The sequence below is a fragment of the Litchfieldia alkalitelluris genome (assembly GCF_002153425.1).
In the GTDB taxonomy this organism is placed as follows: domain Bacteria; phylum Bacillota; class Bacilli; order Bacillales; family Salisediminibacteriaceae; genus Evansella; species Evansella alkalicola.
This window is the reverse complement of record NZ_KZ119600.1, coordinates 3,332,582-3,357,944: the sequence shown is the minus strand read 5'-3', so window position 1 is coordinate 3,357,944 and position 25,363 is coordinate 3,332,582. Positions and strand designations below refer to the sequence as shown.

Sequence of the window (25,363 nt, the reverse complement as noted above, 5' to 3'; positions counted from 1 at the left end):
TATGGTAAGATATATTGTTGGCAGACTAATCAACTTTTTATTAGCAAAATCTGAATTTTGAAAGTCGATTAATTTATTTTTGAGGAGTATTCAATATGATATATTTTGATAATAGTGCAACAACAAAGCCATATGACGAGGTGCTAGATACTTACACTAAAGTTGCAACAGAATACTTTGGTAATCCTTCCTCATTGCATCCTTTAGGTAAAATATCTGAAAGGATTTTAACACAAGCAAGGGAAAAGTCTGCAGAATTACTGAATGTTAGCCCGAAAGAAATAGTTTTTACTTCTGGAGGAACAGAAGGAAACAATTTAGCAATTAAAGGTGCAGCAAGGCAAAACAAAGGCAGAGGTAATCACTTGATTACGAGTACTGTTGAGCACGCGTCAACTCTTGAAGCCTTTCGGCAATTAGAACAAGAAGGCTTCGATGTAACATATTTACCAGTCGATAGTGAAGGGAAAGTATCTATAAATCAAGTGGAGCAAGCGATGACTAAAGACACAATTTTGGTCAGCCTTAACCACGTAAATAATGAAATTGGTAGTATCCAGCCTATAGAAGAAATTGGTCAGTTACTTGAACATTTTCCAAAATGTTTATTTCATGTAGATCATGTGCAAGGGATAGGAAAAGTACCACTAGATTTTTACAGGTCAAAAATTGATCTTTGTACTATTTCAGCACATAAGATCCATGGACTTAAAGGTACGGGGATTTTGTTCCGGAGAAATAGTGTACTGTTAAATCCTTTATTTTCTGGAGGTAGTCAAGAAGGGAAATTCCGAGCTGGCACTGAAAATGTACCTGGATCAGTTGCAATGGTAAAAGCGTTACGTTTAACTCTAGATAATTTTAAACAGTCAGTACAGAATTTGGAGACTATAAACAGTTGGTTAGAAACGGAGTGCAGGGAAATCGAAGGTGTGTTTATAAATTCCCCTAAAAATCGAGCGCCACATATTTTAAACATGTCTATACCAGGGTTGAAACCAGAAGTAGTAGTACAAGCCCTAGGGGAAAAAGACATTTATGTGTCGACGAAATCAGCTTGTTCATCTAAGCACGCAGAGCCAAGTCATGTTTTAAAGGGGATAGGCTTAAGTGATGAACGTGCAGAGAGTGGTATTCGTTTATCATTTAGCTATGGGAATACATTAGATGAAGCAAAGGAATTTGTAGAAGTCTTCTCTAAAGTTGTAAGGTCAATTAAAAAGGTGGTAGAAGATCGTGAAGTATAATCATATATTGATTCGATATGCAGAATTGTCGTTAAAAGGAAAGAACAGAAAAGAATTTGAAAGAAAACTCTTGGAAACAGTGAGGACATTATTAAAGGACTTTAAGAATGTACGTGTGCAGCGAACTTTTGGAAGAATGTTCGTGGAGCTTAATGGCGCAGATGAAAGAGAAGTCTCCAATCGTTTAAAAAACATTTTTGGTATTCACTCATTTAGCCCAGCTCTAAAAGTTGACCTTAATCAAGAGAAAATAGATGAAGCAGCTTTATGGGCTGTAAAAGATGCAATTCCTGCTGAAAATGGAACTTTTAAAGTTACTGTGAAGCGACCAAATAAAGATTTCCCAGGTCGTTCACAAGAATTAAATTATCACATTGGATCACATATACTGAGGAACACAAAGGAAATGACGGTGGATGTTCATCACCCTGATGTAGAAGTAAAGGTGGAGATTAGACACGAGGCAGCATATATTCTGTGTAAAACTTTAAAAGGTGCAGGTGGTTTACCTGTTGGTACTGCCGGGAAAGTTCTTTTAATGCTCTCAGGTGGAATTGACAGTCCTGTTGCAGGGTATCTTGCCTTAAAACGTGGTGTGATGCTTGAGGCAATTCATTTTCATAGTCCACCATTTACAAATGATCGAGCTAGGCAAAAGGTGGAAGACCTAGCGAGAGTTTTGACTCAGTACGGTGGTAATATTAAGTTGCATATTGTTCCATTTACAGCAGTACAACAAGCAATTCATCAACACGTTCCCGACAGTTATGAAATGACTGTTACACGACGCTTTATGCTAAGAATTGCTGAGAGGACAGCACAAAACATTGATGCTAGGGCAATTGTGAATGGAGAAAGTCTTGGGCAAGTAGCAAGTCAAACGTTAGATAGTATGTACACTATAAATGAGGTTACGAATCTCCCGATCATACGTCCGTTAGTAACAATGGATAAGTTAGAGGTAATAGATATTGCCAAGGAAATAGGCACTTACGATTTGTCGATCCTACCTTTTGAGGATTGTTGTACAATTTTTCTACCCCCACAATCCAAAACAAAGCCTAATAAAAACAAAGCAAATCTGTTTGAGGAAAAATTAGATATTGAAAAATATGTTCAGGAAGCAGTAGATGGTATAGAGACAGTAATGATCTCAAGTAAAAAGCAAGTAGATGAAGAATTTAAGGAGTTATTCTAATCATTATTTTGAATTTCATCTTCCTTGGTGCAAATTAATTGCATGAAGGTCTATTGTGAGAGTAAGGTATTAGAAAAAATTGGTTTGAATGAATTTCCCCCTAAGTACACAATCTATGTGTACAAGGGAGGTGAAAAACATGGCGAACAACAATAGTTCTAACCAATTATTAGTCCCTGGTGTCCAACAAGCGTTGGATCAAATGAAATATGAAATCGCTCAAGAGTTTGGTGTTCAACTTGGAGCGGATGCTACGTCTCGTGCTAACGGTTCTGTAGGTGGAGAAATTACGAAGCGTTTAGTACAAATGGCTGAGCAACAATTTGGTGGTCAGTCTCAATAATAAAAAAATAAGAATGGCTTAGGAGTATCTCAATTCGAGATACTCCTTTTTATGTATGATTAGTTAGCAAGATTGCTATTTACTCCATTCGTTTTTCACTTAATAAAAAATATGGTACTCTTGTAATTAATTGTATTTAAAGAAGAAGAGGAGAAGTGTATGGGAACATTATGGTATGGCGGTAAAGTTAGAACATTAGTCAATGAACATGATATACAAGAAGCTGTTTTTGTAGAGAGTGGTATCATTATAGATGTAGGAAGTAAGGAGTTACTTACTTCGAAATATAGTAAAGTAATTTCAAATGAAGTGAATCTGAATGGGGCAGTGCTCTATCCTGGGTTTGTAGATAGTCATTTACACATGATTGGCCATGGAGAAAAGCTTTTGCGTCTTGATCTATCAGATATAAGCAGTCTTGTCGACTTACGAGAAACACTAATTCAACATAACAGGAAACTAGGACAAGGAGAATGGTTAATTGGTGAAGGATTTAATGAAAATTTATTTAATGAAATGATACCGGACAAGTTTTTCCTAGATGAGATATTAAGTGAACAACCTATTGTGCTCACAAGGGTGTGTAGGCATGCTCTTGTGACAAATAGTGAAGGATTACGACTTGCAGGGATAGATGAATCAACCTTGAATCCACCAGGTGGCGTTATTGTAAAAGAAAAGGGGGTTCCAACAGGATATTTATTAGACAAGGCACAGGATCTAGTTAAAGGAATACTGCCCAAGATTGACAGAAAGTATATAAAAAGAGCACTTGTAACATCACTAGATGATTTATATCAGCATGGTTTCGTTGGAGCTCATACAGAGGATTTGAACTACTACCGTGATCCAATTGGAACGCTTCATACGTTTTACGAAGTGATTGATGGAGAAAGCAGAAAATTTCGTGCGAATTTACTTGTACATCATGAAGTGGCAGAATATATCATGCAAGACCAAATAGAGCATGATTATGTTGAAAAGGGATCGATTAAAATATTTGCAGATGGTGCCCTTGGAGGAAGAACTGCTCTTTTAAGTAAACCATATACGGATGCTCCTTCCACAAATGGCTTAGCAATCTATAGTCCTGAGCAGTTGTCACAAATAGTACAAAAAGCTAGGAAATTCAATATGCCAGTAGCTATTCACGTCATTGGGGATTTAGCATTAGAATATGCCATTCAGGCAATTGAGGAACACCCTGTCCCAAGCGGGAAAAGGGATCGTCTTATTCACCTTCAAGTAACAAGAGAAGATTTAATAGATAGGTTAAAAAAGCTCTCTGTTGTATTGGATATTCAGCCACGTTTTGTGGCTTCTGATTTCCCTTGGGTGGAAGAAAGACTTGGAGAGGAACGGCTTCCTTATTCATTTGCCTGGAAGCGTTTATTAAATGCTGGACTTATGTGTTCTGGTGGTTCCGATGCACCAATCGAGCCGATTGATCCAATTTTAGGTATACATGCAGCAGTTACACGCCGTAAGCCAGAAAATGTTGGACACCCAGGCTATAATTCAGACGAGAAACTAACATTATTTGAAGCAATAAAATTATTTACCCTTGGAAGTGCTGAAGCAATTTCTAACGAAAATAAGTATGGATTGATTAAAGCTGGGTATACTGCAGATTTTACAGTGTTGAGTGAAGATCTATTTGAATTAGCTCCAGATGAATGGCTAAATGTGAAGGTAGAAAAAACCGTTGTAGACAATACCGTTATGTATGAAAGGAATAAGGATTAGGAGAAAAAGTGAAAAGAAGAGGCTAGAACATAAATGTATGAGGCCCTCCTAGATGCTTTGAAGAGGCCACTGAAAAAGTATATTGGGAGTGTTGAATATTGATACAATAAAAAACAAAATTTTTACTTTTTCAGTGACTTCACTTAGCATCTGTGCCTTATATTCCGTTTATCGTTTATAAAAAGCTTCGTTTCACTTTATGGAAGAAGGAATTATCCTTCAGTTTAAGTGTTTTAATTTCTTTATCAGATACCTTCACTTGTACTTCATGACAATGACGAATGCTTAATGCTTCATTATCAGCACCAATGATTGGGTGATCATTCCCGTCTTGAATTATTTTTAAGGTTAAATTACGATCACCGCTCATCAATAACGGTGAGCCTAAAGTACGATATTCATTACTATTTAGAGAAGCAATTTCAGTCAGTTGCATACCCTTAATCCTTGGATCAACGATAGCACCACGAAGTGACTTATTGTATGCCGTACTTCCTGTTGGAGTGGATACAACCATCCCATCTCCACGGAAGGTTTCGAAATGCATGTCATCAATGAAAACATCAATAGCAAACGTCTTTATGATGTTAGATCTAATCGAACATTCATTAACACATTGAAAGTGTTGAATGCCGTCAACTGAAACATCAAGTGTAGGATAACGGTGAACTTCTACTATACCAGTTTGCATGGCCAGTTCAATACGTTCAAGGTCATCAAGAGTAAAGTCTGTATAAAAGCCTAGACGCCCAGCATTGATTCCAACATAAAGGCAGTCTTCCCTGAATCCAGACTTTCGAATGGCTTGAAGAAATGTTCCATCTCCTCCGATGCTAGCAATAATATCAGCATCTGCAAAACTTGTAACTAGTTCGAATTCATATTTGCGTCCAAGCTTTCTTAAGTCGTCAATTTTAGGAGCTAATTCTTTCGTATCATTATAGTATAGATAAACTTTTTTTCTGTCTGTCATACGAATACGTCCTTTCTCTATTATCTTTAGGATGCTATGTACAATATTCTCTATGTTTTTACAATTTCCTGCAATGAAAAGGTATAATGTAATCATAACAAAATAACCAAGGAGGTACTAGAAACATGAGCACAAAACGTTGGCTAGCGGTTTTAGTAGCAGCAGCATTGTTTTTAACATCAAGTGCAGTAACATTGTTTTCTTCCATATTTTCAACAAGCTTGGACGAATTATTCAGTCTTCCTGACCAAGCATTCGAAGAAAACGTCATTGAGAGGGGAAATGGGAGGGGAAAAATTGCAGTCATCCACTTGAACGGTGTAATTACTAGTGGAGGAGATGCTCCGAGTTTACTTCAAGCAGGTGGCTATAACCATGAAAATTTCCTAGGGCAACTAGATGCAGCTGCAGAGGACGGGGATGTTCATGGAATAATCATTCGTGTTAATACACCAGGGGGTGGAGTGGTGGAGAGCCATGAGATCCATGACAAAATAGTAGACATAAGAGAAACGTATCGTAAAAATGTATACATATCCATGGGGAGTATGGCCGCCAGTGGAGGATATTACATTGCAGCCCCCGCAGACAAAATATACGCAAATCCACAAACTCTGACTGGCTCTATTGGAGTTATTATGGAATCAATTAACTTTAGTGAGTTAGCAAATGAATTAGGCATACATTCAGAAGTGATAAAAAGTGGGCCTTATAAAGATATCATGTCATCTACTCGTGAAATGACAGATGACGAAAGGGAAATATTGCAGGAATTAATTGATGACTCCTACGAGCAATTTGTAGATGTTATAGAGGCTGGAAGAGAGTTAACGAGAAACGAAGTGTATGAATTGGCAGATGGAAGAATCTATAACGGCAATCAAGCATTAGAATCAGGGTTAATTGATGGGACAGGCCATCTTCAAGATGTTATTGATGTTTTAAAAGAAGATATAGGACGGGGAGATCTTGATGTGATAGAGTATAAGGCTAATATGGGCTTTCCATCGCTGTTTTCATTTGCAGCAGACCGAGTGTTTAAAAACGATGCAGCATTATATGACATAAAAGAACTAATGAGACAAAATCATGGACCACAGCTTTTATATTTGTATACGAACTGAGGTGAGAAAAAATGACAGAAGAGCATGAAATCATGGAAGCTGATACAGTAGGTTTGTGGGAAAGAAAGGATAATGGAACGTTTTATCCAGCTGGATTTTGGATAAGGTTATGGGCTTATATTATTGACCTCATTATCGTTTCAAGTATTAGTGGGATCATTTTGACACCAATTTATGCTTTTACAAATATTTCTGATTTAACTCTTGGCATATATACTATAGGAGGAATTTTAGGAGCTTTCGTTAGCTTTAGTTATTTTATATTCCTCACTAAGTATTTTGGGCAGACACTAGGTAAGCGTATACTTGGGATACGGGTCCTTTCTGAGAAAAATGAAACACTTTCATGGGCAGATGTTATTATGAGGGAATTGTTTGGGAGGTATATCCATCAATCCCTTGTGTTTACAAATTTAATTTATTTACTAGTAGCTTTTCACCACAAGAAAAAGGGGTTACATGACTATTTTGCAGATACGTATGTTGTACTTGAACCACGAGAAGTGAAAAGTCAATGATAAATTAGTAAATATTTTCTAGAATATTTTTTAGAATTTGTTATAGAAATGTGGAACCTGTTGGATAATATACCAGCAGGTTTTTTTATTTATAAAATTGGGAAGGAGGGCTTAGATGAAATATTTATTACTTTTGTTGATTTTACCTTTACTTTTACCAATAATCTTCTTAAAGATTAAAGTTTTTATTTCTTATGTACATGACGGGAAAGATGATGAATTAATCCTCCAATTTAAGACATTTTTTAACTTAATTAAATATAAAATAACCATACCAGTTTTAGCAGTAGATGATGAAAGTCCTTCTGTGGTATATAAGGAAAAAAGAGAAAGTGCATTGGGAACAAAGGAAATTTCCGAAAAATATACCCTACATAGGTTTTTAGACGACATGAAACATTTCGAGAGATTTGTAAAACATGTAATTGGATTACATACCATTGTTCGAAAATTTATGAGTAAGGTAAGTGTGAATGAGTTTCACTGGAAAACGCTTATTGGAGCTGGAGATGCTGCCATTACTGGGTCAGCCTCAGGACTCTTATGGGCGATTAAAGGAAATACGATTGGCATTATGTCTCATTATATGCAAGTGAAAGCAGAGCCAAAAATTTATATAGAGCCTGAATTTCAACAATTAATGGTTAAAACGTCATTTAAATGCATGGTTTCCTTCAGAATAGGACATGCTATCCTTGCAGGAATAAAGGTTCTACGGCACTGGAAAAAAGGCAGAACCTTGTTCAAAGTAAACACTGATGCAGGGAGGGATATGAATGTCTGAACATCCTATTCAAGGACTAATGAAAACAGCAATGGAAAACCTCAAAGAAATGGTGGATGTGAATACCATCGTTGGAGATCCTGTAGAGACTCCAGATGGAAGTGTCATTTTACCCATATCTAAGGTAGGTTTTGGTTTTGCTGCCGGTGGTAGTGAATTTGTGCTAGAACACACGAGAACAACCAACAATGAATCAGAGAAAAAGCATCCTTTTGGTGGAGGTAGTGGTGGTGGTGTATCCATTACACCAATCGCATTCCTTGTAGTAAGTAGTCAAGGTGTCAATATGGTTCACTTAGATCAAAATACACACCTTTATGAAAAACTGCTAGAATTCACACCGCAAGTAGTTGATAAAATTCAGCAAATGTTACAAACAACATCACAGCAAAAAAATAACCAACAAAACCAACAGCCACCAACACCAAACGTTAATGTAAATGTAGACCCTGATATTTGATAGCTAAAAAGTGACATTATTGCAAAAACGTCCGGTACTCTACTGGGCGTTTCTTTTTCTTGGAAACATAAAATAAAATAATATAATATTAATTATCAATATGTCCATTAATTTAATAATTAGAAGATTTAGAGCGTTTTGTTGGGTATAACAGTACAAGATGTGGTATTTTATGTATGTATATGAGATTAAATTTTAGGAGGAGATTCACACATGGCTATTACATTTAAAGGTAACCCAGTTACAATACTAGGGAATCAAGTGAATGTTGGAGACAAAGCTCCTGACTTTACTGTTTTGGCAAATGATCTGTCGGAAGTTACGTTAGCTGATTCAAAAGGTAAAGTACGCATTATTAGTGTTGTTCCTTCAGTAGATACTGGAGTTTGTGACGAACAGACACGTCGATTTAATGAAGAAGCTTCAAAATTGGATGGTGTAGAAATCTTAACCATTAGCGTGGACCTTCCTTTCGCACAAAAACGTTGGTGTGCAGCTGCAGGGGTAGATAAAGTAAGTGTATTATCTGACCATCGTGACCTGTCGTTTGGTAAAAACTATGGTATTGCAATTGAAGAACTTCGTTTACTAGCTCGTGGGGTATTTGTAGTAGATAGCAGTGATACTGTTACATATGTTGAGTATGTTCCAGAAGTAACGAATCACCCGAATTATGAAGCTGCTTTAGAAGCCGCAAAAGCTGCAAAGTAATCTAACAATGTGAAGATGTCCTTTTCGGGACATCTTTTTCATTTTTTAAACACTCCTTACATTTGGCTCTAGAACTTTTTTAGCGTAAAAACATAAATTATGTTTATAAACCATGATCTTTGATAAAATAGATAATTAGGAGAAAATTTGCTCGAGAATGAGGAGAGGTATTGATATGCAAGAGTTAACACATACAGAAAAAGTCTTTTCGGTGTTAGACACTGGAGCAGAACTATTAGAAAAAGAAGAAGATGTTACATATTTAGAAGCGTTAGCTGAAATAGGGGAAATGATATTTCAAGGAAGTATAACGAAATCACTAAATCCAGAATTAGAGAAGAAAGTAGTTCCTTTAATTGACGATATTAATACAATGTCAAATATATCAAAGGAAGAATATCGAAGGGCTATACAACTTGCAGTTTTAAAAGGGATGAAAGAAGCTACTCAACCACACCACGCCATGACACCAGATGCTGTAAGCTTATTTATAGGCTACTTGGTTAAAAAGATATTAGGATATGAGCAATTAAAGGACAAACCAGCGGTAATTTTTGATCCAGCGGTAGGTTCAGGAAATTTGTTAACAGCAGTGATGAATCAAATCGGTGCTAAATCTAATGGGATTGGTGGAGAAGCAGACGAAACATTATTAAGACTATCTTACGTCAATTCTAATTTACAGGAACATTCTGTTGACCTGTTCCATCAAGATAGCGTATCCGCTCCATTTGTAGATAACATGGATGTGATTATAAGTGATTTGCCGGTAGGTTTTTATCCAAACGATGACATGGCCGTTAACTTTAAGCTCGCAGCTGATGAAGGTCATTCATATGTCCATCACTTATTAATAGAAAAATCTTTAAAACATATTAAGCCAGGAGGTTTTTTATTCTTTATAGTGCCTAATTTTCTATTTGAAACAGAAGAAGCAAAAAAGCTTCATGAGTTTATTAAGAGTGAAGGAATCATCTATTCCCTCATGCAATTACCAAAGACCATGTTTAAAAATGAAAAGTGGGGAAAAAGTATTCTTGTCCTTAGAAAAAAGAAGGAAGGGATCAAAAGTCCAAAACAAGCGTTATTAGTTGAATTACCATCTTTTTCAAATGAGGGTGCTCTAGGAGATATGGTACAGCGAATATCTTCTTGGTTTGATGAGCAACTAAAGGGCTCCTAATTTAGTTCACAAAAATTTCATTTTTGGGAAAATACTAGTTTTCTACTTCATCGATATCTGTATAGAAACAGGGGAACATAATAACTGACAAGGTTATTTTGTAGTATTGGAAGAATTTTGTCGACTGTACTATAACTGTAGTTTTCAAATACATGAAACAGATGTTGCAATTCTTAAAGTGCCGTGGTTTAATTATCTATGGTTAAAAACAAGGAACTTATGGGAGAAAAGAGTAGCATCTTTTTCAACATTGTTTTAATAAGTAGTAGAAGGAGCGGTTTTAGTATGACAAAAATTATGGCGATCAATGCTGGTAGTTCGTCATTGAAATTCCAGTTGTTAGACATGCCAAGTGAGACTATATTAACTAAAGGGCTTGTTGAAAGAATTGGATTAAATGATGCAATATTCACAATCGAGGTTGATGGAGAGAAAAAGAAAGAAGTTACAGATATAGAAGACCATGCAAAAGCTGTAAAGATCTTATTAGACAAATTAACGGCATACAATATCATTAGTTCCCTTAGCGAAATTGACGGGATCGGCCATCGTGTTGTTCATGGTGGGGAGAAGTTTAATGATTCAGTATTATTAAACGATCAAGTTATTGAAGGTATTGAAGAGGTATCTGAATTAGCACCTTTACACAACCCTGCAAACCTTGTCGGAATTCGAGCGTTTCTAGAGGTGTTACCAAACGTACCTTCAGTTGCAGTTTTTGATACAGCTTTTCATCAGACTATGCCAAAAGGTTCTTACCTATACAGCTTACCTTATGAGTATTATGAGGAATACGGAATTAGGAAGTATGGTTTCCATGGTACTTCTCACAAATATGTTTCTCAACGTGCAGCAGAGATTTTAGGACGTCCACTTGAGCATTTGCGTCTTATTTCCTGTCATTTAGGTAATGGAGCTAGTATAGCTGCGATTGAAGGTGGGAAATCCATTGATACATCCATGGGCTTTACACCACTTGCTGGTGTAACTATGGGTACACGATCAGGTAATATTGACCCTGCTTTAATTCCTTATATTATGGAAAAAGCAGATTTATCTGCTGAAGAAGTAATAAACGTTTTAAATAAGAAAAGTGGTATGCTTGCATTATCAGGTTTTTCTAGTGACCTTCGTGATATTGAAATATCTGCAAATGAAGGTAATGAACGTGCTAAATTAGCCCTTGAAGTATTTACTTCAAGAATCCACAAATACATCGGTTCTTATGCAGCTCGCATGCACGGGTTAGATGCAGTTATATTTACAGCAGGTATTGGGGAAAACAGTGAAACTATTCGTGCTAAAGTAATGGAAGGGCTTGAGTTTATGGGAATTTACTGGGATCCTTCCCTAAATAAGGTTCATGGTGAGGAAGCGTTCTTAAACTACCCTCATTCACCAGTAAAAGTGATTGTTATTCCAACAAATGAAGAAGTAATGATTGCTAGAGATACAGTTAGGTTAACTCAATAACTTTTTCCTGAAGAGGATGTCCCAATGGGATATCCTCTTTTTAAAAGGCTCTTTTCGTAAACTTTGTTGCTTTTTATAAAAAAGCTTGGAGAAGCGAAAGGTGGCGACTCCAGCGGGAAAAGCAATAGTCGAAGACCCCGCAGGGTGGTTTTTCCCGAGGAGGCTGAGGCATTACCCGCGGAAAGCGACCACCAGTAGCGTAGCCAAGCTAAATAATTATGTATTAAACAACAATCTGTTAGAAAAGAGCTTTTTAAAATGATCAAATATGTGATGAATTATAATAATGAAAATATATATAGAATAGATACCATATGGGAAGGGAGCTTAACCATGTCATTGTCTCATAGGGATATGCAAGTATGGAATGAAATTGAAATGTGGGAGAGTAGACACTTTTCAGAGAAAGGTACAGATTTTTCCCTTACTTATCAAAAATGGGTGAATTCACGCTTAAAAAAAATTCAAGGTACAACAGCTAAGAATTTGTTGACGAAGTTGGATAATATATTGTTTCACCTTCAAGCATTTGTTCAACAAGGTCGCTTTGATCAGCAGGCAAAGGACAACATTTTTTCCCAAGCTAGAATATTTCGTTCGGACATTTATTCTACGGAAGATATGCAAAAATTAACTATTGATCAATTACGATTCATTGCAAAAAAAGAACTCGCTAAACAAAGGTTGACTGCTTTAGCCCAAGGAGGTTTAACGGGTGTTGGGGGTCTTGCATTTACATTAAGTGATTTGCCATTTATGTTGACCATTAACTTAAGAACTGTACAACTAATGTCTATGATATATGGTTACGATTTAAGAAGGCCCTATGAAATGATGATGGTATTGAAAGTTTTTCATGCAATCTCGTTGCCGAAAGCTTTACAAGAAAATGCATGGAATCAACTGATTAACGAAATTAGATCAAATGAAGAGGAAGAGTGGTTATTCTATGAGGGGGATGAAGAAGTAACGAGTAAAGCATGGATGCAGAGGCCACTTAATCATATATTTAAGCTCATCATGTTAAATTTTTTGAGGAAAAAACTAATCCAAGGGATACCAATAATCAGTATTGCTACAGGTGCCGGGCTTAACTATCAATTTGCCCGTCATATAGCTGAAAGCTCACATATGTTTTATCAAAAACGTTTTCTGATGGAAAAACACCCATCGGAACTTTTAATGGTTAATAAGTAAACAAAAAGTGGGATCATGTATGATGAGATACATGATTCCACTTATTCTAAAATGCGCGACTTCTACTGTCATTCCTCCACTGCCCTACGCTCGTGCTCATAGGCGCTTACGCTTTTCTTTTAATGATGGATTTTTTTCACTTCAACTTCTTCCCCAGATCGATACCATATCCATAAATCATTAATCGCTGATGCTAATTCTGCAATCTCAGCATTCAATTCACAACTCTTATCAAAATGATCTTCGTTATATAATTGATACTGAAGCCTGTTGATGTCTGATTCTAGTTCCTTAATTCTGTCGGGGATATCCCCGCGAATGTTCTCCCATTTTTCCATAATCGCAAATTGCGTATCAGGTTGTAGGTCCTCCCAATCGTTTTCGAAAAAAGGAACAGGTATCCCTAATCTTTCATCAAAGGTAAAATGCATGACTCTATTTACCTCCTTTCTTTAGTCTTTTCTTACTATTAATACGTCACATCGAGCATGTCTTGCAATATATTCTGAAACACTTCCAATTAAAAACCTTTCTACGGCATTTAACCCTGTAGCACCAGTAACTATTAAGTCTACAACATGTGTTTTTGCAACATCTTTAATAATTTTTACTTTAGGAGAGCCATAATCAATAATCATCGTAACATCAGTAACACCTTCATCAATTGCCTGCTCTTTATACTCTGTTAGCAACTCTTCTGCATATTTCTCCGCTTCTGTAAAAATCATGCGGTCATAGTGCTCAACCGACGGGAAGGTCCGTGTATCTACAACATGCACAATGAGCAACTTGGCACCATGTTCAGTTGCGAGCATAATTGCCCTTTTTAAAGCTCTTCTTGCTTCATCAGAACCATCTACAGCAACTAAAATCGTCTTATAGTGAACAGACATTTTTATCACCCTCCTTAAGGGTAGTTGTTTCTTACCTAATCTTATTATATCAAAAAATTCAAACAGTTTGAGAAATTATGAGCAATTGCAACGAAATAGACAAAATATTAATAAATGCGTGTACTTTTACAAATGGAAGGAGCAATCAGTATAATATAGATAGATAGGACTTTTTTTTGAAATGAGGGATTGTGCTCATGCGTCATGCATTGATTACAGCTGGTTCAAAGGGCTTGGGGAAAAAAGTGACGGAGCGTCTTTTAAACGATGGCTTTTCTGTAACTGTTACATATCGCAGCGATGATGGATTAGACGAAATCAAAAATGAATGGAAATCATACATTAGTAAGCTTCAGTTTATAAAGGCTGATGTAACAATTAAAAGTGACTTAATGCGTGCTGTACAAGAAACAGTGGAAAAATGGGGAAGAATTGATGTCCTTGTTATGAATGCGGGGCCATACATATTTGAAAGAAAGAAACTCCTTGACTACTCCGAGGATGAATGGCAACGGATGATTAGAGGGAACCTTGACTCCGCATTTTATTTATTAAAGGAAACTATTCCTGTAATGAGGAAACAAAAATTTGGTCGGATCGTTTCCTATGCTTTTCAGGGGGCAGACCATTCTCCCGGTTGGTTATACCGTTCGGCTTTTGCAGCAGCAAAGGTAGGACTGGTTTCATTAACCAAAACAATAGCCATCGAAGAGGCTGAGTATGGTATAACTGCAAATGTTGTTTGTCCAGGAGAGATTGTTGGAAAAATGAAAGAAGCTTCAATTGAAGAAGCAAGTGCTTTAAATGTGGAAAAAACACCTGTAGGTAGATCAGGTACTGGAGAAGATATCGCAAGGACAGTAAGTTTTTTAACTGCGGATCATGCAGATATGGTTACTGGAGCAGTCATTGAAGTAACTGGTGGAATAGACGTCCTTCATAAATACCGTTAGATTAGGTATAAATCTATATTGTAAGCCTCAAACTGATCTTGAGGTGATAACAATGGTTTATAGAAAATTATTAACTGCTTCATTATTGATATTATTTCTTGTCTTAGGTTCTCAATCATACGGTGCATATAGTGAATGGAATGAATATGCCACATTTAAAATAACGATTGAAGCTGAAGGTATCATTTATGAATGGGAGTATGAGAACCCAGATTCCTTTGAATATGAAATAGAAAATAGAATTTATAGAGGAATAGAAGCAAAGGAATCATTTGAGGAAATACTGGCTATATTGGATCTATCCAAAGATACCATTGTGGACGAAGAAATTTCCTTGTTGAGGGAAAAGGGTTTAGGTGATATTGAACGAGTGGAGGTACGTCAAAGGGACCGCAATTTATTTTTAACAACATGGTTGTGGAGTAAAGAGTAGTATAAATGAAACTAGAACTTACGAAAGGTAGGATAGTATTCCTTTCGTAAGTTTTTTTTGTTTGGGTATCTTATGGCACGATTGTTAATTCTTTTGGGAATTTCGTTAATGTCTCATAACCATCTTCTGTAATGAGTACATCGTCTTCAATACGAACCCCTACTTTATTTGGTATGTATAAACCGGGTTCAATCGTAAGGGTTATACCAGCTTGTAATGGTTCATCATTTGTCTCGTTAAGAGATGGGAACTCATGCACCTCTATGCCTAACCCGTGTCCTATTCTATGTGGGAAGTAACCGTCCAAGCCCACTCCTTTAAAGAAACCTCTAGCAGCTTTGTCTAGGTTTGATATTGGATTGCCAGGCTCACATTCATTTAGTGCGGCTTGTTGAGCTTGTAATACTGCTTCATATATATTTTTATCATGATCTGTTACATGATCAAAAAATACAGTGCGAGTGATGTCACTGCAATACCCTTGCCACACAACACCTAAATCGAATAAAACACTATCTCCCTTTTTCAGTTTTCTGTCTCCAGGATTCCCGTGAGGATCTCCACCCTTTTCACCAAAGAGGACCATGGTTGAAAAAGACATCTCTCGAATTCCAGCTTTCTTTAACTCGAATTCGATAGTCGCCAAGACTTCCAATTCTGTGATACCTTCCTTTAGTGCTCCGATTCCAACTTGAATACCATAGTCTGCGAGTTTTGCCGCTTCACGAAGATTTCTAATTTCATCATCACTCTTAATCAGTCTACTGTTTAACACTACCTCATCTACTTCAATAAGTTCAGTTAAAGGGCAAATTTGAGTAAGGTATTTTACTCTCTCCCAGCTTAAGAGTTTCTCGATGGCCATTTTATTAGGTGATAAATTACGAGACCTTAATGCATTGTTAATTTTCTCCCAAGGGTTTTCAGTATCTGTATAGCCAATAATTTCACCTGTAGAGAAAATGGATTGTACTTGGTTCACTTCCATCCCAGGGCATACCATGAAAGGCTGATCATTTTGTGGAATAAAGATAGCGACAAGTCGTTCGTGTGGATCAGTATCAAAGCCGCTATAATAGAAAACATTTGCCCTAGTTTGACACATAATGATATCAATATCACTATCCTTCATCCATTGTTTCAGTTTCGACATACGTTTTTCTAGTAGCATTGTCTACCTCCCCTTTGATGTGCTGGTAATATCTTAACATAAATTTGTATTAATTAATGAAAATTCAATGAATAAAAGGAGTTCCACCCGGGAATCTAGTATTTATGTGTAGTGGGAAAAATAATAAAAGGGAGATGATTAAGTGAAGGTTTCATTTCATGGCCATTCTGTAGTGAACATAGAGACGAAAGGTACTAGAATCATCATTGATCCATTTATTAGTGGGAATGGATCAACAGACTTAGTAGCTGAAAATGTAAAGGTTGACGTGATTTTGTTGACACATGGACATAATGATCATGTAGGGGATACTGTGTCACTGGCAAAAGCAAATGATGCCCTAGTAGTAGCGTCATTTGAATTGGCTACATACCTTGGGTGGCAAGGTGTAAATGTACACCCAATGCACATTGGTGGCGCACACCATTTTGATTTCGGCACTGTAAAATATACTCAGGCTTTTCACGGATCTTCTTATACAGAAGAAGAGAATCAGCGTATTGTTTATACTGGTATGCCAGGAGGGATTTTGTTTTCAGCAGAAGAAAAAACTATCTATCATGCTGGAGATACGGCTCTTTTTTCAGATATGAAGCTAATTGGAGAAAGAAATAATATTGACCTTGCATTCTTACCGATCGGAGACAATTTCACAATGGGACCTGAGGACGCGCTACTTGCTGCTGAATGGGTGAAGGCTAAAAAGGTTGTTCCTATGCATTATAATACATTTCCAGTAATTGAACAGGATCCTGAACTTTTTGCGAATGCTGTTAAGCCAGGGAAAGGAATAGTTTTGAAAGCAGGGGAGTCAATAGAGTTATAAGCTTTTGAGAATTTTTATTGATGGTTGGAAAAAAATAGATAAGAATTAGAGGCTGGGACAAAAGTCTTTAACATATGAGAAACGCGAACATTTCTTGAGCTTTATTAATATGTTCGTATTTCCAGTTAAAACACTTAATGATGTCCCAGCCTCATGTTCATTAATCTATAAATTATAAAGATTGTATTAAGGGCTAATCAATCTCTTTACCCATATATACATATATTTATTCTTACACAATTTGATCTTGATGTCTTTCACCTACACCATTATAATTGTAGTAGTACAGTTTTTGACGAATATATAAAACAGATTTTTAAAAAAGGAAGTGAGCCGCTCAATGACGAAGCATGAGCAAATACTACAGCATATACGGTCATTAGAAGTGGGAAATAAAATTTCAGTGAGACAGATAGCTAAAGCTCTCGGTGTGAGCGAAGGAACCGCTTATCGTGCCATTAAAGATGCTGAAAATCAAGGCTTAGTAAGTACAATTGAGCGGGTAGGTACCATTAGGATCGAGAAGAAGCAAAAGGATAATATTGAACAGTTAACCTATGCGGAAGTAATTAACATTGTTGATGGACAAGTTCTGGGTGGACGCAATGGTTTATATAAAACCTTGAACAAGTTTGTTATCGGGGCAATGAAGGCTGACGCAATGATGCGATATGTGGAAGCTGGTAACCTATTGATAGTTGGTAATAGGGAACAGGTTCATAAACTAGCATTAGAGGAAGGTTCTGCTGTATTAATTACTGGTGGCTTTGACACAAGTGAAGAAGTAAAGCATTTAGCAGATGAATTAGAGCTTCCAATCATCTCAACTTCGTATGACACCTTTACCGTTGCCACTATGATTAACCGTGCTATTTATGACCAACTAATCAAAAAGGAAATTGTGTTGGTGGAAGATATATTAATCCCACTGGAGCGTACAAATTATATGACAAACTCCAATACAGTGGAAAAATGGCACGAATTAAATAATAAGACAGGACATAGCCGTTATCCAATCGTTGATGAGGATTTGAAACTGCAAGGTGTCGTAACAGCAAAGGATGTAATGGGTGTCAGTCAATTTATTGAGCTTGAAAAAGTGATGACGAAGCAGCCAATCGCCGTAACTGCTCAAACATCTGTTGCCTCAGCAGCTCACATGATGGTATGGGAAGGGATCGAGCTATTACCAGTAATAGATAGTGGCAAAAGATTACTAGGTATTATTAGTAGGCAGGACGTTTTAAAAGCATTACAAATGCTCCAACGCCAACCGCATGTTGGTGATACAATAGAAGATTTGGTTACGAGACATTTTGAAGATATTTCAACATCTCAAGAGTACTGTTATTTGCTTGAAGTAACACCACAAATGACGAATCATTTAGGGACGATTTCATATGGGGTAATTACTACAATTGTTACAGAAGCTGGTAGTCGCGTTTTGAGAAAGTATAAAAAAGGCGACCTAGTTGTTGAAAATATCACGTTATTTTTTATAAAGCCTGTTCAAATCGAAAGTAAAATTAAGGTGCTTCCAAGAGTGTTAGAGGTTGGTAGGAAATTTGGTAAAGTGGATGTGGAGCTCTTCCATGAAGGTCAAATTGTTGGTAAGGCTATGCTAATGGCACAACTTATTGACCGATAATGGAAGGAGGGAGACAAGCTTAAATTCCCATCTCTTAGAATAGTTAATTTAGATTTGCACTAAAAAAGAGAATGGCTTAGTAACCATTCTCTCTTTATTTAGAAACAGTACTATACACTGGACGATACATAAACACTTAAGTTTTGCTAAATTATTAGCTATTATTTGCTTCACTTTCTCTTAATTCTATCTCTTTTCTAGCATACGGTAAGCTGTTTTTGTAATTTTTTCCACCGAATATAATGTTTACTAAACCGAATGCTACAAAGAGTAATGCTACATAGGCCGCTACTTGTGATCCTAGACTTAAATAAGAATTGATCCCAAAAGAAATAAAAAATATTCCAATGGCAATACTACCTTTAGCAGCATACCAACGTCTTTCCATTGGTCCACCAACGCGAGCCTGTTGTACTTTGTAATATACAAAGAATATAAGGGAAAAAATAATGAGTATCACAAATATCATTTTTGTTAGCTCCTTTTATGGGAAATTCAACTTGAATAATTTAGTTTGTCTCTTAAGTAACTTAGCATAACTATGGTGTTGTGTTCAAGATAATACGATTGAGGGGTAATATTATGAAACTAGAAATTATTAAGAAGATACGTGAACACGATACGATCATTATACATAGGCATGTGAGACCAGATCCAGATGCGATTGGTTCGCAAGCTGGCTTAAAGGAATTGATTAAGACCAATTATCCTAATAAAACAGTATATTTAGCTGGAGAGCAAGAAGAGTCACTAGCTTTTTTACAGGAGATGGATACGATTGATGATAGCGTCTTCCATCAAGCATTAATTATCGTTTGTGACACTGCAAATACAGAGCGGATTGATGATGACCGTTATAAAAATGGGGCGTTTCTTATCAAAATAGATCATCACCCGAATGTAGATGAATACGGTGACATGGCTTGGGTTGATACGAATGCAAGTTCTACTTGTGAAATGATTTGTGACTTATTTAGTGAAGAAGGGGACGTTATTCAATTTTCTGATGAAGCGTCGAGGTTACTTTATGCAGGTATAGTTGGAGATACTGGCAGATTTAAGTTTTCCAATACTACAAAAAAGACTTTCTACCATGCATCCAGGTTGATCAATGCTAATTTCGATCCAACTGATTTGTATGATGCTATGTATGAAACATCTCTTCCCCTTCTGCGTCTAAAAGGCTATGTTCTTTCTGAAGTGGAAATAAGAGAATCGGGGGCTGGAGTTGTATACTTAACAAAAGATATTCTTGAAAAATTTAATGTTGATTCAAAAGAGGCAGCTGGAATTGTGAATGCCTTCTCTACACTAAAAGGTATTAAATCATGGGTATTTTTCGTAGAAGAGCCTGACGTTATTAGAGTTCGTCTAAGGTCTAAGGGACCTGAAATTCATAAATTAGCTGAAAAGTATAATGGCGGAGGTCATCCAATGGCTTCAGGTGCCTCTGTAACTACTTGGGATGAAACGAAAGAATTTTTGGTAGAGCTTGATCAATTATGTGCAAATTATAACAACTAAGAATTTGTTCACATTAAGTCGGTTATCTGATCAAAAATCTCATACCAGATCGAAGCCTGATCAGGTATGAGAAATAGAAAAATCAAAATCTCATACCAGATCGACGCCTGTCCGAGTGGATTCACTCTTTTAACCTTTTTTATCAATAAAAATACCTAGTCTAATTAGCTATCTATTTAGACTAGGTTTCTCCTCACAAACGGAACTACTTAAGTTTAACTACGCTCTATTTTCAGGTATAAACCATGAACCTATGTGTGACGTTTCTTCAATTACATCGATTCCTAGAGTATTTAGTTCTTTTCGAATGAGTGAAGATAGTTCTTCAGTTTCTGCGTAGGCAGAAAATCCAGCTTCAATATCTTTTACTTTTTTTCTTGCCAATTTCGTTCTACTCATGACTTTCATTTTGCTGCCCCCCTTACTATTTAAGATAAATAGCTTTAATGGCGATGTGCGGCAGAGTGATTATTTATAATCTTATTATATCCTAAATTAAGGAAAAATGTCAGCGGAATGAAAGATGAAAGTTATGGACCTGGTTCAATTTTCACGTGTATTTCTGTATTTCTGTGTAATATTAATGTTTGAATGACTAATTGATATGATCTACTGTCACCTACAGTAAAAACTTTGTTTTCAATGGCCTTGTACAATAAATCGATGGAGTTTGCTACGGTGTCAATTTGCATACCCCTAATGTTATCTAACTCACTTTCCACTTTGTCCCTAAGGTCATGGATTGCCATTTCACTTAAATTACTTTCATCAACATTTATTAACGTGACTTCAATGTCTTGAACTTTTAGTTTGTCTGCAGTTTCTTGGGATTGTTCTTCTTGGTCTTGTTGAAGTATTTCAATCGTTTTTTCGTGTTTTTCTATAATGCTCTTTCTCTCGTTTAATTCTAGTATTAATTTTTCATGGACCATACCAAAATGATAAATAAAGAAGACCCAGCCAAACAACAATCCTATGAAAACCCCTGCAAAAAAACGCTGCCACGATTTTTCGCGGTATAATGGAGGTATCCTCATTTTATCCCCTCTTGGGTAATCCATTGAACTAGGAGTGTGCCAGTATGAGCACCACAAAGGGCAATGAAGATCATCATTATTGTTTTAAAAATATCAGCATGCGTCCCTTCAAATATACCACGCTCTAAACTGGAGATGGCATCAAAGGTTCCTCCAATCGCAGCTACTAGTGCCCATATTTTTAAACTAGAAGCAAGATCATGCATAACTGAAAGGGGAGGCTTACCAATTAAATATGCTCCGATCCCACCAAGTATGGTTCCACCAATAATTACTCCGAATGCTACAAAGTAATCAATAACTAATGTTGCTAAAAAGTCTCTGTCCATGATGTATGTAACCCCCTTTTCCCAACACCTCTTTGTACATTTTTATGGACAACACCTACAATTTATTCTAAAAATAGTTAACATTCGTGAAAAGAACAGACGTTTGCGTTACAATGGGAGTACAATAGAGTAAATAAAGGATAAATTATTATTTCTCCAAAAGGGGGAACTTAAAGTGGCATTTGTTCATCTACATGTCCATAGTGAATACAGTTTGTTAAGAAGTGCAGGGAAAATTAGTGAGCTAGTTACTGAGGCGAAAAAGCATGGAAGTCCGGCACTGGCGATTACTGATATTGATGCCATGTATGGGGTTATTCCATTTTATAAGTCGTGTTTAAAGAATGATATAAAACCAATTATTGGTGTGGAATTAGGCTTTTCTATTGAAGATAGCCCTGATAGTAAACAGGTTGATAGGATTGTTTTGCTAGCAGAAAATAATGAAGGATACAGGTCTCTTATTACTCTGACATCAAAAGCACATGAGAAGCAAGGGAGAGAAGGCCCCTTCATCACATCCCGTGAGCTTTCAGAACATAAAGAAGGAGTAATCTTAATCATTCCATTTGAAAATGGGACGATTGGGAGACTTTTAGATGCCCGTACTCTCCATCAAGCTACAAGCCATTTCGAGTGGTTCCAGCAAACCTTTGGTAAGGAAAATGTATTTGTAGAAATACAAAATCATTGGCGTCCCGAGGAAAGGGAGCGGTTATTGAAAATGAGTGAATGGGCAAAGGGGACTGGTGATATACATTTTGTTGTCTCCAACCATGTCCAATTTACCCGTCCAGAGCAAAGGGACGCACATAAGACTATTCAAGCAATCCGATTAGGAGAAAAGCTAAATGATCTTCCTACAAATGTGTCATCCCCAGAGTTTTATTTAAAAACAGAACATGAGATGAAAGAATTATTTCAGTCATGGCAGGGGGCGTTTGAAAATACGCTTCATATTGCTGAACGGTGCCATGTGGAACTTGAATTTGGTAATCCAATTCTTCCCCATTTCCCAGTTCCGAATGATAAGGATGCTGTTCAATATCTTCGGGACCAGTGTGTGGAGGGGGTGTATGGCCGATATACAAATCCAAACCAAACTGTGTGGGATCGATTAGATTATGAATTAGATGTAATAAATCAGATGGGGTACAATGATTATTTCTTAATTGTTGCTGATTTTATGAAATATGCACATGATAATGGAATTTTGACAGGACCAGGTCGTGGGTCAGCGGCAGGGTCCATCGTCGCCTATGTATTAAAGATTACTGATGTTGATCCTATTTATTTCGGGTTATTATTTGAAAGGTTTTTAAATCCTGAACGTGTTTCCATGCCCGATATTGATATTGACTTTCCTGACGATCGGAGAGACGAGGTGATTCAATATGTAAAGGGCAAATATGGGAAAAATCATGTTGCGCAAATTATTACCTTTGGAACCCTTGCTGCTAAAGCTGCAATTCGAGATGTTGGCCGTGTATTAGATATTGATCTTACTGTTATTGATAGGATTACAAAGAAAATTCCGTCAAGACCAAATATAAAACTTAAAGCTGCTATAGAAGAATCACCAGACTTAAGAGAAATGATCAAGAGTGATGACAACCTTAAAGAATTATTTAAAATAGCCGACCATGTAGAAGGGCTTCCAAGGCATTCTTCTGTCCACGCTGCAGGGATTGTCATGAGCAAATCACCTCTTACACATACTGTCCCTTTACAGGAAGGGAATGAGGGCTTGTCCTTAACACAATATCCTATGGGAGATTTAGAGGATCTCGGTCTCTTAAAAATGGACTTCCTTGGTTTACGAAATTTAAGTTTTATCAATAATATTCTTCAAATGATAAGTAAATCACAAAATAAGACAGTCGAGCTACAGGAGATCCCGTTCGACGATGATAGGACATTTCAATTACTTGGTAAAGGAGAAACAAGTGGAGTATTCCAGTTAGAATCCTCAGGTATGAAGACAGTGCTCCGCCGCTTAAAGCCGACGGAATTTGAAGATATAGTTGCGGTGAATGCTTTATACCGACCAGGCCCGATGGAAAACATACCCCTTTATATAAATAGAAAGCATGGAAAAGAAGCTGTCTCCTATCCACACTCCTCCCTAAAGGAGATATTGGAGCCAACATACGGTGTTCTAATTTACCAAGAACAAATCATGCAAATTGCTTCAAAGATGGCTGGTTTTTCCCTTGGGGAAGCAGATATACTAAGACGTGCTGTAGGGAAGAAAAAGCGGGACGTTTTGGAACAGGTGAAAGAGCAGTTTGTTACAGGAGCAGTGAAAAAAGGCTATTCAATAGAAGACGCGGACAAGGTCTACTATTTGATCCAGCGATTCGCAGATTATGGATTTAATAGAAGTCATGCCGTGGCGTATAGCGTAATTGCTTATTATTTAGCTTACTTAAAAGCTAATTATCCCCTTGAATTTTTATGTGCACTTATGAATAGTGCAACACACCATCAAGACAAGCTTGGGGAATATGTAGCAGAGGCTAGAAGACAAGGAATTACTGTACTCCCTCCATCTATATTAAAAAGTGAAGCGGCTTTTATATCCAGAGATGGTGTCATCATTATGGGGTTACTCCCAATTAAGAATGTAGGAATGCAAGCAGTTAAGGAAATTATCTCAGAGCGGCGGATTAAACCCTTTGAAAGTCTCTTTGACCTTTGTGCGAGAATACCAGCAAAAACTTTGCCGAAACGAGCGATTGATGCACTTATCGTAGCAGGAGCATTAGATGACTTACACAAGGACCGTGCCCAGCTACTAGCAAGTGTTGAGATGGCAATGGAGTATGGAGAAAAAGCCTTTGAACGTATAAGTGGGACACAAACAGAATTATTTTTTGAGGAAGAAACGGAACCTGATTATATTGATGTACCACCTTTATCGGAAAAAGATCAATTAAATTTTGAAAGACAAGTATTAGGTTTTTACGCATCAGGCCATCCGATAGAGCCCGACTTATCCTTTGTTGAAGACTATAATAGATCAACGATACTAGATGTGAAAAATATGGTAGATGGGAACAAGATGGTACGTATTGCTGGAATGTTAGAAGAACTAAAGGTTATTCAAACGAAAAAGAAGCAGCAAATGGCCTTTGCAACTGTGTCAGACGAGACAGGGGACATGGATATAACGATTTTCCCTTCGCACTTCGAGAACTACCGCTTGAAGCTACAAAAGGGGGCTCTCCTGTTTATTGAAGGGAAGATTCAAGACCACCAAGGAGAAAGGAAACTTATCTTAGAGAAGTGTACGACAATGGAAAGCTTAAAAGGGAAAAAGAAAGAAAAATCTGAACCTAAACTTTACCTGAAAATTAGTGCGCTTCAGGAAAAAAATGGTGATTTGAATAAGTTGAAGAATATTATTCAAGAAAACCCAGGTTCCATTAGAGTAATTTTATATTATGAAAGAACTGGAAAAGCAATTCACCTTTCTGAAATGTGGAATGTATCGATAGAAGAAGCAGTATTATTAAAAATACAAGGATTGTTAAGTAAAAAAAATGTTTTTCTAAAACAACAAAGGGTGTAACTATAATAATATTTTGTT

Annotated in this window: 26 protein-coding genes; 18 read left to right on the top strand and 8 right to left on the bottom strand. The window is 36.8% G+C overall.

Annotated elements, in window-relative coordinates; genetic code table 11:
* Positions 1 to 95: 95 nt before the first annotated feature.
* The 4 genes from BW724_RS16230 (at position 96) to BW724_RS16215 (ending at position 4,534) form a co-directional block, all read left to right on the top strand.
* The gene (locus BW724_RS16230) at positions 96 to 1,247 is read left to right on the top strand and encodes a cysteine desulfurase family protein (RefSeq protein ID WP_088076222.1); all 1,152 of its coding nucleotides are present in this window, start codon (positions 96 to 98) and stop codon (positions 1,245 to 1,247) included.
* Positions 1,237 to 2,445: a tRNA uracil 4-sulfurtransferase ThiI gene (thiI, locus tag BW724_RS16225; protein ID WP_088076221.1), complete on the top strand. Its 1,209-nt coding sequence runs from the start codon at positions 1,237 to 1,239 to the stop codon at positions 2,443 to 2,445. Before BW724_RS16230 ends, thiI begins: the two co-directional genes overlap by 11 nt.
* A 139-nt stretch (positions 2,446 to 2,584) precedes the next feature.
* Positions 2,585 to 2,788, top strand: coding sequence for an alpha/beta-type small acid-soluble spore protein (locus BW724_RS16220; protein WP_088076220.1), 204 nt, complete (start codon positions 2,585 to 2,587; stop codon positions 2,786 to 2,788).
* 159 nt (positions 2,789 to 2,947) lie between these two features.
* A complete protein-coding gene (locus tag BW724_RS16215; RefSeq protein ID WP_088076219.1) occupies positions 2,948 to 4,534 on the top strand; it encodes an amidohydrolase in 1,587 nt (528 codons plus the stop codon).
* A 175-nt stretch (positions 4,535 to 4,709) separates the two neighbouring features.
* On the opposite strand, the gene BW724_RS16210 is transcribed toward BW724_RS16215, so the two are convergent.
* Complete coding sequence (locus tag BW724_RS16210) at positions 4,710 to 5,603, bottom strand: NAD kinase (RefSeq protein ID WP_328588721.1); 894 nt, start codon at positions 5,601 to 5,603, stop codon at positions 4,710 to 4,712.
* Between the two features lie 29 nt (positions 5,604 to 5,632).
* Here BW724_RS16210 and sppA point away from each other — a divergent pair, with 29 nt between their 5' ends.
* The 8 genes from sppA to BW724_RS16170 all read left to right on the top strand — a co-directional run bounded on the left by sppA (position 5,633) and on the right by BW724_RS16170 (position 12,957).
* On the top strand, positions 5,633 to 6,631 hold the full coding sequence (gene sppA, locus BW724_RS16205) for a signal peptide peptidase SppA (protein WP_088076218.1): 999 nt from the start codon (positions 5,633 to 5,635) through the stop codon (positions 6,629 to 6,631).
* An 11-nt stretch (positions 6,632 to 6,642) separates the two neighbouring features.
* The gene (locus tag BW724_RS16200) at positions 6,643 to 7,149 is read left to right on the top strand and encodes an RDD family protein (protein ID WP_235848992.1); all 507 of its coding nucleotides are present in this window, start codon (positions 6,643 to 6,645) and stop codon (positions 7,147 to 7,149) included.
* Between the two features lie 115 nt (positions 7,150 to 7,264).
* Positions 7,265 to 7,933 carry a DUF2953 domain-containing protein gene (locus BW724_RS16195; RefSeq protein WP_088076217.1) on the top strand — a complete coding sequence of 223 codons (669 nt, stop codon included), beginning with the start codon at positions 7,265 to 7,267 and terminating at the stop codon, positions 7,931 to 7,933.
* Positions 7,926 to 8,393: a GerW family sporulation protein gene (gene ytfJ / locus BW724_RS16190; protein WP_088076216.1), complete on the top strand. Its 468-nt coding sequence runs from the start codon at positions 7,926 to 7,928 to the stop codon at positions 8,391 to 8,393. The genes BW724_RS16195 and ytfJ overlap by 8 nt, the downstream gene beginning before the upstream one ends.
* A gap of 213 nt (positions 8,394 to 8,606) precedes the next feature.
* Entirely contained in the window at positions 8,607 to 9,104 is a 498-nt protein-coding gene (tpx, locus tag BW724_RS16185) for a thiol peroxidase (protein ID WP_088076215.1), read from the top strand.
* Positions 9,105 to 9,279: 175 nt separating this feature from the next.
* A complete protein-coding gene (locus tag BW724_RS16180) occupies positions 9,280 to 10,287 on the top strand; it encodes a class I SAM-dependent methyltransferase (protein WP_088076214.1) in 1,008 nt (335 codons plus the stop codon).
* Positions 10,288 to 10,572: 285 nt separating this feature from the next.
* A complete protein-coding gene (locus tag BW724_RS16175; RefSeq protein WP_088076213.1) occupies positions 10,573 to 11,760 on the top strand; it encodes an acetate kinase in 1,188 nt (395 codons plus the stop codon).
* A gap of 258 nt (positions 11,761 to 12,018) precedes the next feature.
* Positions 12,019 to 12,957 (top strand): EcsC family protein, encoded by a 939-nt coding sequence (locus tag BW724_RS16170; protein ID WP_088076212.1) that lies wholly within the window; start codon positions 12,019 to 12,021, stop codon positions 12,955 to 12,957.
* Positions 12,958 to 13,076: 119 nt separating this feature from the next.
* On the opposite strand, the gene BW724_RS16165 is transcribed toward BW724_RS16170, so the two are convergent.
* Both BW724_RS16165 and BW724_RS16160 read right to left on the bottom strand, forming a co-directional pair.
* Positions 13,077 to 13,388 (bottom strand): hypothetical protein, encoded by a 312-nt coding sequence (locus tag BW724_RS16165; RefSeq protein ID WP_088076211.1) that lies wholly within the window; start codon positions 13,386 to 13,388, stop codon positions 13,077 to 13,079.
* Between the two features lie 21 nt (positions 13,389 to 13,409).
* Entirely contained in the window at positions 13,410 to 13,850 is a 441-nt protein-coding gene (locus BW724_RS16160) for a universal stress protein (protein WP_088076210.1), read from the bottom strand.
* 197 nt (positions 13,851 to 14,047) lie between these two features.
* Between BW724_RS16160 and BW724_RS16155 the strand changes: the two genes are divergently transcribed.
* Together BW724_RS16155 and BW724_RS16150 are read left to right on the top strand one after the other, a co-directional pair.
* Positions 14,048 to 14,803, top strand: coding sequence for an SDR family oxidoreductase (locus BW724_RS16155; protein WP_088076209.1), 756 nt, complete (start codon positions 14,048 to 14,050; stop codon positions 14,801 to 14,803).
* A 52-nt stretch (positions 14,804 to 14,855) separates the two neighbouring features.
* Positions 14,856 to 15,236 carry a hypothetical protein gene (locus BW724_RS16150; RefSeq protein WP_088076208.1) on the top strand — a complete coding sequence of 127 codons (381 nt, stop codon included), beginning with the start codon at positions 14,856 to 14,858 and terminating at the stop codon, positions 15,234 to 15,236.
* Between the two features lie 70 nt (positions 15,237 to 15,306).
* Here BW724_RS16150 and BW724_RS16145 read toward each other — a convergent pair whose 3' ends face one another.
* Positions 15,307 to 16,407, bottom strand: coding sequence for a M24 family metallopeptidase (locus BW724_RS16145; protein WP_088076207.1), 1,101 nt, complete (start codon positions 16,405 to 16,407; stop codon positions 15,307 to 15,309).
* A gap of 142 nt (positions 16,408 to 16,549) precedes the next feature.
* Between BW724_RS16145 and BW724_RS16140 the strand changes: the two genes are divergently transcribed.
* Together BW724_RS16140 and BW724_RS16135 are read left to right on the top strand one after the other, a co-directional pair.
* Entirely contained in the window at positions 16,550 to 17,233 is a 684-nt protein-coding gene (locus BW724_RS16140) for a metal-dependent hydrolase (RefSeq protein WP_088076206.1), read from the top strand.
* A 340-nt stretch (positions 17,234 to 17,573) separates the two neighbouring features.
* The gene (locus tag BW724_RS16135) at positions 17,574 to 18,881 is read left to right on the top strand and encodes a CBS domain-containing protein (protein ID WP_088076205.1); all 1,308 of its coding nucleotides are present in this window, start codon (positions 17,574 to 17,576) and stop codon (positions 18,879 to 18,881) included.
* Positions 18,882 to 19,035: 154 nt separating this feature from the next.
* Here BW724_RS16135 and BW724_RS16130 read toward each other — a convergent pair whose 3' ends face one another.
* The gene (locus BW724_RS16130) at positions 19,036 to 19,350 is read right to left on the bottom strand and encodes a YtpI family protein (protein ID WP_088076204.1); all 315 of its coding nucleotides are present in this window, start codon (positions 19,348 to 19,350) and stop codon (positions 19,036 to 19,038) included.
* A gap of 113 nt (positions 19,351 to 19,463) precedes the next feature.
* Between BW724_RS16130 and BW724_RS16125 the strand changes: the two genes are divergently transcribed.
* Positions 19,464 to 20,405: a DHH family phosphoesterase gene (locus tag BW724_RS16125; RefSeq protein ID WP_088076203.1), complete on the top strand. Its 942-nt coding sequence runs from the start codon at positions 19,464 to 19,466 to the stop codon at positions 20,403 to 20,405.
* A 219-nt stretch (positions 20,406 to 20,624) separates the two neighbouring features.
* Here BW724_RS16125 and BW724_RS16120 read toward each other — a convergent pair whose 3' ends face one another.
* The 3 genes from BW724_RS16120 to BW724_RS16110 form a co-directional block, all read right to left on the bottom strand.
* Positions 20,625 to 20,813, bottom strand: a complete 189-nt coding sequence (locus BW724_RS16120; RefSeq protein ID WP_088076202.1) for a YtzJ family protein — start codon at positions 20,811 to 20,813, stop codon at positions 20,625 to 20,627.
* Positions 20,814 to 20,935: 122 nt separating this feature from the next.
* Entirely contained in the window at positions 20,936 to 21,442 is a 507-nt protein-coding gene (ytrI, locus tag BW724_RS16115; RefSeq protein WP_088076201.1) for a sporulation membrane protein YtrI, read from the bottom strand.
* Positions 21,439 to 21,771 carry a sporulation membrane protein YtrH gene (locus BW724_RS16110; protein WP_088076200.1) on the bottom strand — a complete coding sequence of 111 codons (333 nt, stop codon included), beginning with the start codon at positions 21,769 to 21,771 and terminating at the stop codon, positions 21,439 to 21,441. The genes ytrI and BW724_RS16110 overlap by 4 nt, the downstream gene beginning before the upstream one ends.
* A gap of 175 nt (positions 21,772 to 21,946) precedes the next feature.
* On the opposite strand from BW724_RS16110, the gene dnaE reads away from it, so the two are divergent.
* On the top strand, positions 21,947 to 25,345 hold the full coding sequence (gene dnaE, locus BW724_RS16105; RefSeq protein ID WP_176371437.1) for a DNA polymerase III subunit alpha: 3,399 nt from the start codon (positions 21,947 to 21,949) through the stop codon (positions 25,343 to 25,345).
* Positions 25,346 to 25,363: the final 18 nt, after the last annotated feature.

What these genes read in the sequence shown, in the direction of transcription:
- BW724_RS16155 (WP_088076209.1), top strand. Translation starts at nt 14,048, where the DNA reads ATGCGTCATGCATTGATTACAGCTGGTTCAAAGGGCTTGGGGAAAAAA.
- BW724_RS16230 (WP_088076222.1), top strand. Translation starts at nt 96, where the DNA reads ATGATATATTTTGATAATAGTGCAACAACAAAGCCATATGACGAGGTG.
- BW724_RS16110 (WP_088076200.1), bottom strand. Translation starts at nt 21,771, where the DNA reads ATGGACAGAGACTTTTTAGCAACATTAGTTATTGATTACTTTGTAGCA.
- BW724_RS16195 (WP_088076217.1), top strand. Translation starts at nt 7,265, where the DNA reads ATGAAATATTTATTACTTTTGTTGATTTTACCTTTACTTTTACCAATA.
- ytrI (WP_088076201.1), bottom strand. Translation starts at nt 21,442, where the DNA reads ATGAGGATACCTCCATTATACCGCGAAAAATCGTGGCAGCGTTTTTTT.
- BW724_RS16130 (WP_088076204.1), bottom strand. Translation starts at nt 19,350, where the DNA reads ATGATATTTGTGATACTCATTATTTTTTCCCTTATATTCTTTGTATAT.
- BW724_RS16125 (WP_088076203.1), top strand. Translation starts at nt 19,464, where the DNA reads ATGAAACTAGAAATTATTAAGAAGATACGTGAACACGATACGATCATT.
- BW724_RS16165 (WP_088076211.1), bottom strand. Translation starts at nt 13,388, where the DNA reads ATGCATTTTACCTTTGATGAAAGATTAGGGATACCTGTTCCTTTTTTC.
- BW724_RS16135 (WP_088076205.1), top strand. Translation starts at nt 17,574, where the DNA reads ATGACGAAGCATGAGCAAATACTACAGCATATACGGTCATTAGAAGTG.
- BW724_RS16160 (WP_088076210.1), bottom strand. Translation starts at nt 13,850, where the DNA reads ATGTCTGTTCACTATAAGACGATTTTAGTTGCTGTAGATGGTTCTGAT.
- BW724_RS16200 (WP_235848992.1), top strand. Translation starts at nt 6,643, where the DNA reads ATGACAGAAGAGCATGAAATCATGGAAGCTGATACAGTAGGTTTGTGG.
- BW724_RS16210 (WP_328588721.1), bottom strand. Translation starts at nt 5,603, where the DNA reads ATGATTACATTATACCTTTTCATTGCAGGAAATTGTAAAAACATAGAG.
- BW724_RS16150 (WP_088076208.1), top strand. Translation starts at nt 14,856, where the DNA reads ATGGTTTATAGAAAATTATTAACTGCTTCATTATTGATATTATTTCTT.
- ytfJ (WP_088076216.1), top strand. Translation starts at nt 7,926, where the DNA reads ATGTCTGAACATCCTATTCAAGGACTAATGAAAACAGCAATGGAAAAC.
- BW724_RS16180 (WP_088076214.1), top strand. Translation starts at nt 9,280, where the DNA reads ATGCAAGAGTTAACACATACAGAAAAAGTCTTTTCGGTGTTAGACACT.
- BW724_RS16175 (WP_088076213.1), top strand. Translation starts at nt 10,573, where the DNA reads ATGACAAAAATTATGGCGATCAATGCTGGTAGTTCGTCATTGAAATTC.
- BW724_RS16120 (WP_088076202.1), bottom strand. Translation starts at nt 20,813, where the DNA reads ATGAAAGTCATGAGTAGAACGAAATTGGCAAGAAAAAAAGTAAAAGAT.
- sppA (WP_088076218.1), top strand. Translation starts at nt 5,633, where the DNA reads ATGAGCACAAAACGTTGGCTAGCGGTTTTAGTAGCAGCAGCATTGTTT.
- BW724_RS16215 (WP_088076219.1), top strand. Translation starts at nt 2,948, where the DNA reads ATGGGAACATTATGGTATGGCGGTAAAGTTAGAACATTAGTCAATGAA.
- BW724_RS16170 (WP_088076212.1), top strand. Translation starts at nt 12,019, where the DNA reads ATGATCAAATATGTGATGAATTATAATAATGAAAATATATATAGAATA.
- tpx (WP_088076215.1), top strand. Translation starts at nt 8,607, where the DNA reads ATGGCTATTACATTTAAAGGTAACCCAGTTACAATACTAGGGAATCAA.
- BW724_RS16220 (WP_088076220.1), top strand. Translation starts at nt 2,585, where the DNA reads ATGGCGAACAACAATAGTTCTAACCAATTATTAGTCCCTGGTGTCCAA.
- BW724_RS16145 (WP_088076207.1), bottom strand. Translation starts at nt 16,407, where the DNA reads ATGCTACTAGAAAAACGTATGTCGAAACTGAAACAATGGATGAAGGAT.